This is a genomic window from Aureimonas sp. AU12, from assembly GCF_001463705.1.
In the GTDB taxonomy this organism is placed as follows: Bacteria; Pseudomonadota; Alphaproteobacteria; order Rhizobiales; family Rhizobiaceae; genus Aureimonas.
Window position 1 is genome coordinate 38,992 of record NZ_BBWH01000054.1, and the last position, 6,142, is coordinate 45,133.

Genomic DNA, 6,142 nt, shown 5'->3' on the forward strand with positions numbered 1-6,142 from the left:
TGGCGTCTCCGCTACTGTTCTGAGGGGCACGTTCAGGCTGCTGATAGAGCCAGAACGGCCGTATCGTCAGGAGTCAGGGTGTTTGGATCAACCTTTGCGATCAACAGCCGGATTACGTCTGAGCGTGATGACAAGCCCAAACGCTCCTTGATCGCATCAAGGGTCTCAATCTCGCTTTCGAACAGAACCGTTTCAGAAGCACGCATCCCGATCGCTCGGCGCTTTGCTCTAGTCACTGATGTTCGCGACGAAAGTACGGGCATGAGTCCCCCGATTCCCTGATTCCTAGTGCCGAGCTTAGGCGAGTTGGCACTAGGAAGATACCGACACGTCATGGCGGTTGGACAGCTTCACGTAAGCTTCCAACCCCCTTCGGGACTTCGATGCATTCCCAATCCCTTGCGATGCAGAGGACACCGCCATCGAGCTTTCGAACAAATCGGATTGCTAACAGCTTACAAACTGACATCATTTAGAAGATTTTTGGCTTGCTTACAGCTGATTTTCTGCTAGTCATCTGTTTGCCTTCGGTTGATAAGCTGATGGACAACCCATCGAATTGCCTGTCGCTTAGGTAGACCTCATGCCAGTAATCAGCTTCGTATCCTCCAAGGGTGGAGTAGGCAAAACCACCGGTGCCGTCATCTTGGCAGGTGAGTTGGCATTAGCAGGGAAAACGGTCGCCATGGTCGACGCGGATCCGAACGAGCCACTAGTGGCTTGGTCTCGGATCAGAGATATTACATCGACAGTTCACGTGTTCGCCGATGCTTCGGTAGAGACAATTATCGATACGATCGACGATCTTCGCTCTAGATTTGATTTTGTAATAATCGACCTTGAGGGTCGAGCAGCGGACCGAATTGGCTTTGCTATGACCCGCTCTGACCTCGTACTAATTCCTGTTCAAGGCTCTTTGCTTGATGCAAATGAGGCGGCAAAGTCTGTTAAGTTAATTCGTCAAATGTCGCGGGTTACAAATCGCGATATTCCATACCGCGTGTATTTCTCTCGTTTAGCTCCAGCCATACGCGAACGTACTCTTAGAGATATAGAGGACCAGTTTGCAGAGAATAAAATTCCGACACTAAGCGTATCAACGGTCGATCGAGCTGCATTCCGGGCCATGTTTAGCTTAGGCGGTACCCTTCATGACCTTGATCATTCCGATATTGGTGGGCTTGAACGTGCGAGAGAAAATGCTGTGGCATTCGCCCAGTCGATCATAAGCGTCCTCGTGGGGGGGGAGAAACAATGAACAAGCCTAAAGCACGGCTGGATTTTGGGTCGATCGAAGATGTTTCTCTTCCTAAGCCGAATGAAGAGCAGGTGCGCGCAGCTGCCAAAGCCGTTGGTTTTCAACCAACAAATGGTGCAGTCCAAGCTAACGCCGCTGCTACAGAGCAGCCTTCGAACGTCCGCCGCACTAGGAGGAAGACTGGAAGGGTGCATCTCTTTTCAACGCGTCTGAAAATCGAGACAGTCGATGCGATCCATGCGTACGCCGACGCGCATGACATAACACTTGCAGAAGTTTTGGAGCGTGCAGTAGCGAGCCTAAGCGCAGAGAGATAGCCTTAGAAGGGTCATCATTGCGCGTAAGCTGATTACAAACTGCTATCACCTCGTAGCTCACGATCCATCGCCACCACCTCTTTAACGCGATTGATGAACTCTGCTCATAAGCAATTTCCACGCCCTTAAACGATCGGTTTCGCGCAGGGTAGGATAAGGCTGCGCCAAAACCAGCTACCGCCTCTATCGCGCATGCGCTATAAACTCGGGCCGTTTCCGCGCAGCTTTGAGCCCGAATGTCACGACTTTTTGCCTACGTGCGCGTCTCCACAAACGGTCAGACCACCGACAACCAGATCGGCGAGATCCGTGATGCCGGTTTCGAGGTCCAGATCCGGCGCGTCGTTTCCGAAACCGTATCGGGCTCGCTCGCAGCCAAAGAGCGGGAAGGTTTCCGCAAACTCCTCGATCGGATGGAGGAGGGCGACATCCTCGTTGTCACGAAGATGGACCGTCTCGGACGCAACGCCATGGACGTCCGCGCCACCGTCGAACTGCTCGCCGAGATGGGCGTCAAGGTTCACTGTCTGGCGCTGGGCGGGGTGGACCTGACGAGTTCGACGGGGCGCATGACGATGAGCGTCATCAATGCGGTCGCCGAGTTCGAACGCGATCTCCTGATCGAGCGCACCATGCCGGGCTCGTGCGGGCCAAGGAACAGGGGAAGGTGCTGGGTCGTCCCGCGAAGCTGTCCGCCGAACAAAAGCGTGTCGTTCGCGAGAGGCTGGGGGAGGGGGACTCGATCTCCGCGCTGGCGCGAGAGTTCGTGGTCAGCCGTCTGACGATCCAGCGGGCACGGGATGGATCAGTACCTGCGGTGCCATCTGATCGGTAGCTTCGTCTTTGGCTAGGATCGGCAGATAACGACCCTGGCTGTGTCAAAACCCTACCCATGCTATTCTCATCAGGGTTGACCGGAGGGTGGCATGGGACGCTTCGTTGTCGGTGCCGATCGCGATCAGGCAACGCTATTTCCGCCCTGCCTCGAGGACTGGATCACTGAGGACAACCCGGTCCGAGTGAACGACGTCTTTGTCGATGCGCTGGATTTGGGCTCTCTCGGCTTCGAGGGTGTCGAGGCGGCCGCAACGGGACGGCCCGGCTATCACCCTGCCGCCCTTCTGAAGCTCTACGTCTATAGCTACCTGAACTGCATTCCCTCCAGTCGGCGTTTGGAGCGCGAGGCCGGTCGCAACGTTGAGGTCATGTGGCTCATGGCTCGGCTGTCGCCCGATCACAAGACCATTGCTTAAGTTCCGTCGGCAGAACGGCTCCGCCATCGGGCGCGTCTGCGCCCGCTTCGTCGCCCTGTGCCGGGAGATGGCCCTTTTGACGGGGACGCGCGTCGCGATAGCTGGCTCCAAGTTCAAGGCGGTCAACAACCGCGACCGCAACGTCACCAAGGCCAAGCTCGAGCGGCGCCGTGAGCAGATCGAGGAGAGTGTTTCACGCTATCTCGCTTAACTCGACACGGCAGACCGGCAAGAGCCGACATCCGAACTCGCCGCCAAGGTCGCTCGGCTGAACGAGAAGATTGCCCGTCTCGGCCAGGAAATGGAGCGCCTTGCAGGCTTGGAGACGCAGATGGACGCCAGCCCCGATCGTCAGGTCTCGCTGAACGATCCGGACGCCCGCTCGATGGCGACCAGCGGTCGAGGGTCGGGCATGGTGGGCTACAACGTCCAGGTGGCGTGGACACCGATCACCATCTGATCGTGGCCCACGAGGTCACCAATGTCGGATCGGACCGGGCGCAGCTCAGCGGCATGGCGCAGCAGGCCAAGCAGGCGCTTCAGGTCGATCGGCTCGAGGCTGTGGCCGACCGCGGTTACTACTCCGGCGTGGAGATCGTGGCCTGCGAGAGCGCCGGCATCGCCGTCACGCTGCCACGACCGATGACGTCCGGCGCCAAGGCGGCGGGACGCTTCGGCAAGGAAGATTTCTTGTACCGCCACGACGAGAACGCCTACCGCTGCCCGGCGGGTGAGACGCTCCCCTACCGATACATGACGGTCGAAAACGGTATGACGCTCAGCCGCTACTGGACGAACGCCTGCCAAGCTTGCCCGCTGAAGGCGGACTGCACGAAGGGTCAGGAGCGGCGCGTCACGCGCTGGGAACATGAGGACGTTCTGGAGACCGTGCAGCGCCGGCTCGATGCCGATCCTCAGGCTCTGCGGGTGCGGCGCGAGACGGTCGAGCATCCGTTCGGCACGCTGAAGCCCCGGATGGGCGCCATCCACTTCCTGACCCGGACGCTACCGCGTGTGTCGGCCGAGATTGCCCTCCAAGTCCTGGCCGACAATCTGACGCGTGTCCTGAACATCATGGGAAGCCAGAGGCTCCTCGCCGCCATCAGAGGCTGATCAGGCGGCTACGGCACCTCGCTCCATACCAACACGCGAGCCGACCGCCTCGTCCTGTTCCCCGATGATCGCAAACCGCAGCCGCAGAGCACCGTCACTCAATGATCAACCATGCGATCCGCACCGAAACGTCAAACCATAACCTGGCTCGACGTTTTGACACGGCCTGGGTCGAGTGCGGTCGCACACCACTCCTTCACACGCTTGGCGACATGGTGAAATCGTCGCCTGGAGATCAGCATCGTGGACAATCAACGCGTTCCGGTTCCGCTGCCTCGCTTTTGGATCAGCAAGTTCCGGAAAATCAAGGCAGCGGTGTTGGTTTGCTTTCTCGTCGGCCTGTTTGTCGTCTCGTTTGTCGTGCCGAAATGGCCCGACCTGTTGCGGGATTGGATGCCGGAAAACAGGCACGCCTTCCTCGGTGTCATGCTTCTCATCTTCGGTAGTGTCGGCTTCCTGACCATAAACGCAGTTGTGATCGCCTGGCGTCGGCTCGAACGATGGCGTCTCAGTCGTCGTACATGGCATCGACGCCCGTCGCGTTCCTCCGGGCGGGAGTTCGGGCCATAAACGATCTAATCAACCCCGCCGGCCACCGTCTCTATCTCACCGCCAGTGAGCGCGCGGCCTTCCTCGCTGCCGCGGCCAAGGGCGATCGCGAAGTCCGCACCTACTGCGAGGTCCTGCACATCGCAGGCTGCCGGATCTCCGAAGCGCTGGCGCTGACCGTCCGGCGCGTCGATCTCGATGCCCGTTTCCTTGTCTTCGAGACGGACGATGGACTGGAAGCGGTCGACCAGGCTTCGCGCTCGGGCCAGGACTGGAACACCTTCCTCGATCGCGGATCGTTCATTAAGCCCGGCAACCCCATGTACCCGCCACGTCCTTGAGCGATCCCTACCGACGGACCGTCACGCTGGCTCGTTGTGCTTGATCGGCCTGAACAGACTTCGGCCCACTGCAGATTATCATCTTAAATCAAATGCCATGAACCGCAATAATGATTGCGCCGCATAGGCTATCGCGACAATCACTAATTACTATATAATAGTCTTTTCAGAAATAATAATATAAATATGCATCAACCAGAAAGCATGATATTGATAACAGATTGCATAAGTTGATGAAAAGTGGTTATGGTGCTTCTACGTTCGGCCTGCTAGTCTGCAACGCCGGTTGAACAGGAGCTTGCCGCCTTGCAAACTATGCCAACATCGTCGAGGCCACTCTCCCGCGACGCACAGCGCTTGCTCGATAGGCTCAGGGGGCCGTTCACCACCTCTATGTGCAACAGCACGGCAGCTGTTGAACTGGTCAAACGCCAGTACGCCGCGCGCTCGACCGTTGGCTTGCTTCTGACGGTCAACGGAATGATGCACGGCCAAAAACCCTGACCGGGATCATCAGTCGGGTTGTCAGGCCGACTGCATTAGCCCGCTCAGAGGTCTCGCCTGCCCAAACGGGATCGGACGCTTTACCCTGGCTCTCGCCCGGCTCCTCCTTCTCCTATGGCCGCCTTATGTCCTTCTCGCCAGCCGATGGCTCGGCGACGTCTCGTGGTTCTCCGCAGCGTCCGCGAATGCGGTGCTAGCCGTCCTTTGGCAAACCGATTCTGGCACGATTGCTCGCCGCCTTCGCGATCTAGGCCGCTAACCGTGTCCTCGACGGACCGTCGGTTTGGCCCGGCCCCCTCGTCAAACGCTCGGGCTCCGGCACCATGATTAGGCCGACTGGCTGGACATGACCGAGGCTGCCAATCTGCTGGGATCCGGCGAGATTATTCTCGGCGAGGCCTACCGCGTCGATCGCACTTGGGTCGCCGCCGCACGCTTCAATCCCATCCAGAAGGTCACCTAGGTGGGCGGAGGCCAGCATCCGCTACGGCGCACCGACGCGCTTCTCGACAACAGTCATGTCCTCGCCTACATCGGCTCGTGCGGTGGCAAGACCCACAGTCTAGGTGTTCAGTCCCGGCATCTGGTGGATCGGATTGACGATGAACCATTGTGGCTCTGACGTCCAGATTTTGGCGATGTATTCGTAGGGCGTCAGGCCGCCGAGCGTTTTGAGCCGGCGGGCAAAGTTATAGGCCGCCATGAAGTCGGAGAGATGCACCCGAAGCTGATCATGGCTTTTGTAGTGGAAGCGTTTGACGGTGGCTTCGTTGATGGTGCGGCTCATCCGCTCGACCTGTCCATTGG

Annotated in this window: 5 protein-coding genes and 2 pseudogenes; 5 read left to right on the forward strand and 2 right to left on the reverse strand. The window is 58.5% G+C overall.

Annotated features, from left to right (window positions below):
- Nucleotides 1–32: 32 nt before the first annotated feature.
- Nucleotides 33–335, reverse strand: coding sequence for a ribbon-helix-helix protein, CopG family (locus tag AUL33_RS22995; RefSeq protein WP_306302803.1), 303 nt, complete (start codon nt 333–335; stop codon nt 33–35).
- 248 nt (nt 336–583) lie between these two features.
- On the opposite strand from AUL33_RS22995, the gene AUL33_RS21875 reads away from it, so the two are divergent.
- The 5 genes and pseudogenes from AUL33_RS21875 to AUL33_RS20850 all read left to right on the forward strand — a co-directional run bounded on the left by AUL33_RS21875 (nt 584) and on the right by AUL33_RS20850 (nt 4,831).
- Nucleotides 584–1,258 carry a ParA family protein gene (locus AUL33_RS21875; RefSeq protein WP_082652801.1) on the forward strand — a complete coding sequence of 225 codons (675 nt, stop codon included), beginning with the start codon at nt 584–586 and terminating at the stop codon, nt 1,256–1,258.
- Complete coding sequence (locus AUL33_RS22405; RefSeq protein ID WP_156419545.1) at nt 1,255–1,575, forward strand: stability/partitioning determinant; 321 nt, start codon at nt 1,255–1,257, stop codon at nt 1,573–1,575. The genes AUL33_RS21875 and AUL33_RS22405 overlap by 4 nt, the downstream gene beginning before the upstream one ends.
- A 236-nt stretch (nt 1,576–1,811) precedes the next feature.
- Nucleotides 1,812–2,410, forward strand: a pseudogene (locus AUL33_RS21880) (recombinase family protein).
- Between the two features lie 91 nt (nt 2,411–2,501).
- Nucleotides 2,502–3,941 (forward strand): annotated as a pseudogene (locus tag AUL33_RS20845) (IS1182 family transposase).
- Between the two features lie 521 nt (nt 3,942–4,462).
- Nucleotides 4,463–4,831 carry a hypothetical protein gene (locus tag AUL33_RS20850; protein WP_062213081.1) on the forward strand — a complete coding sequence of 123 codons (369 nt, stop codon included), beginning with the start codon at nt 4,463–4,465 and terminating at the stop codon, nt 4,829–4,831.
- Between the two features lie 1,066 nt (nt 4,832–5,897).
- On the opposite strand, the gene AUL33_RS20855 is transcribed toward AUL33_RS20850, so the two are convergent.
- Nucleotides 5,898–6,142: integrase core domain-containing protein (locus tag AUL33_RS20855; protein ID WP_156419546.1), on the reverse strand; the 245-nt coding region annotated here is incomplete at its 5' end.